A 3,132-nucleotide genomic window follows, 5' to 3' on the forward strand; every position below is an offset into this window, starting at 1 on the left:
CATATAAAGTAATTATCAATGTAAATATGCAGATGTGACTAAGAAAAAGAATGTATTAAAACACTCTTAAAATAATCTTAAAATTATTATAATAATATTTATATCATTTAAATAAATAATGTAAATTCATAATAATTATCATTCTATAAAATAAATTATAAAAGCAGTATTAATAATTATTTTTGCAGTATGATAAATTTAAAAAAATCTAAAGTATATTAACTACAGTTCATCTTTTAAATATTTAGCTGTATAACTATTTTTATTTTTTATTACCTCTTCGGGTATTCCCTGAACTACTATTTTCCCTCCTTTTTCTCCCCCTTCTAAACCTATATCAATTATATAATCTGCAACCTTTATAACATCTAAATTATGTTCAATAATAATAACAGAATTACCAAGATTTACCAAACGATTAATAACCTCCATTAAAATTCTTATATCTTCAAAATGTAACCCTGTAGTAGGTTCATCCAAAATATAAATAGTCTTACCGGTTTGCTTTTTACTTAATTCTTTAGCTAATTTGACACGTTGAGCCTCCCCTCCTGATAAAGTGGTGGATTGTTGCCCTAAAGTAATATATCCTAACCCTACATCCTGCAAAGTTTTAATAATATGATGTATTTTTGGAATCGGTTGAAAGAAATCCACTGCTTCGTCAATGGTCATATCTAATACATCGGAAATTGATTTACCTTTATATCTTACCTCTAAAGTCTCTCTATTAAAACGCTTTCCATGACAGGCTTCGCAATGAACATAAATGTCAGGTAAAAAATTCATCTCAATAAGTTTTAGCCCAGATCCTTGACATACTTCACATCTTCCACCTTTTACATTAAATGAAAATCTTCTTAATTTATATCCACGTATCTTAGATTCAGGAAGTTGAGCAAACAAATTCCTTATATCCGTAAATACACCAGTATATGTTGCCGGATTGGAGCGAGGAGTGCGTCCTATTGGAGATTGATCTACATCAACGATTTTATCTAAATATTCAATTCCTTCAATTCTTTTATAAGGAAGTGGCTCCTTCTCAGCACGGTAAAAGTGTTTATTTAATATTGGATATAAGGTATTGGTAATCAAGGAAGATTTCCCGCTTCCCGATACACCGGTTATACATACTAAAGAGCCTAATGGTATATCAAGAGTTACGTTTTTTAAGTTATTTCCTGTGCAACCTATTAATTTTAAGTGATTGCCATTTCCTTTTCTTCTTTCTTTGGGAATTGGGATTTTCAACGTTCCGTTTATATATTTAGCAGTTAAAGTATGAGCCGAAGAAATATTTTCCGGATTTCCTTCCCAAACCACTTCTCCTCCTTCTTTTCCTGCCAATGGTCCCATATCTATCACATAATCCGCATTCAAAATCATATCTTTGTCATGTTCAACTACTATAACCGAATTTCCTAAATCTCGAAGTTTCTTTAATGAATCAATTAATTTTATATTATCTCGTTGGTGTAATCCGATACTGGGCTCATCTAAAATATATAAGACATTTACTAATTGAGAACCAATTTGAGTTGCTAAACGTATTCGTTGAGACTCTCCTCCAGATAAGGTTTGAGAAGGACGATCTAAACTAAGATAATCCAAACCTACATCAAGTAAAAAACCTAATCTTTTTGAAATTTCTTGAAGTAATTCTTTTGCTATAATTTTATTATTCGGAGATAATTTTGTAGGTAAGTTGTCCACCCATTCACTCAATTTTTTTAAAGAGAAATGAGATACCTCAGATATATTTTTATTATCTATTTTAAAAAACAAACTTTCTTTTCTTAAACGAGCTCCTTCGCATACTGGACATACCCCTTCTTCAAAAACTTGTGTTTTAAATTTTTGATTTTCTTCTTCATCTTTACCTTCCGATAGTCGAGTAATATACTCTACAATACCCTCGAAATTGACTTTATACGTTTTTTTTATCTGCGCATAATCTAAATCCAATGTTATCTTATCATTTACTCCATGTAAGATTTCATCTTTGGTTTGTTCTGAAAGCTTTTTCCATGGTGTAGACATTTTAAATCCATTCTTTTTTATGATAATTTCTATTTGAGACAAAAGCCATCCTGTATGACTTAGTTCTTCAAAAATGGGAAATACGTTTTTATCAAACGAAAGATTAGGATTAGGTATAAGTTTATTTAAATTGATTTCTTTTACCTTACCTAAGCCATTGCAATGCTCACAAGCTCCTTTAGGTGAATTAAATGAAAAACTATTGGGTTCCGGCATCTGATAAGAGATACCTGTACTTGGACACATGAGATTACGACTGAAATATTTGCCTTGCTCCTCCCCTTGCTTTAAAAGCATAATAGTTCCTTCCCCATATTGCATAGCTAATCGGATAGACTGTAATATACGTTGCGTATTTTCCTTACTATCTATTATTAATTTATCTATTACAACTTCAATATCATGAATTTTATATCGATCCAGCTTCATATCCTGCACTATATCTAACAGCTGACCATCTACTCTTACCTGTAAGAAACCTTTTTTAGCCAAACTGGCGAATAATTCCCTGTAATGTCCTTTACGTGATCGAATTAGGGGAGCCAATAGTAAAACCTTTTCTTCTGGAAAATCTTTATAGATTAAATCTATAATTTGATTTTCAGAATATTTAACCATTTTATCTCCTGTATTATATGAATACGCATCTGAAGCGCGAGCATACAACAATCGACAAAAGTCATAAAGTTCAGTTACGGTACCTACCGTGGAACGAGGATTTTTAGAAGTGGTCTTTTGCTCAATAGCAATAACCGGGGATAAACCGTCTATCTTATCTACATCTGGTCTATCTAATGTTCCCAAAAATTGTCGCGCATAGGCTGAAAAAGTTTCAATATAACGCCGTTGGCCTTCAGCATAGATAGTATCAAATGCTAAGGAAGATTTACCGCTACCACTTAAACCGGTGATAACTACCAACTTATTTCTGGGAATTTTAAGTGACACATCCTTAAGGTTGTGTTCTCTTGCTCCATAAATTTTAATATAATCCTGATTCATTATAAGTTATATCAACCTAATTAATTTATTGACTTAAACTAAAGTAGTGGGCAAAGATATGAAAAAATGACTCTTTTTATTTAAATC

General features: G+C 31.4%; 1 protein-coding gene. It reads right to left on the reverse strand.

Features of this window, described 5'->3' with window-relative positions; genetic code table 11:
• Positions 1–222: 222 nt before the first annotated feature.
• Positions 223–3,045: an excinuclease ABC subunit UvrA gene (gene uvrA / locus M3Z80_RS09455; protein ID WP_293919368.1), complete on the reverse strand. Its 2,823-nt coding sequence runs from the start codon at positions 3,043–3,045 to the stop codon at positions 223–225.
• Between the last annotated feature and the right edge of the window lie 87 nt (positions 3,046–3,132).

It is taken from the genome of Apibacter sp., from assembly GCF_025291155.1.
Taxonomy (GTDB): domain Bacteria; phylum Bacteroidota; class Bacteroidia; order Flavobacteriales; family Weeksellaceae; genus Apibacter.

Excerpts from the sequence above, each read along its gene's own strand:
- uvrA (WP_293919368.1), bottom strand. The coding sequence starts at position 3,045 with ATGAATCAGGATTATATTAAAATTTATGGAGCAAGAGAACACAACCTT.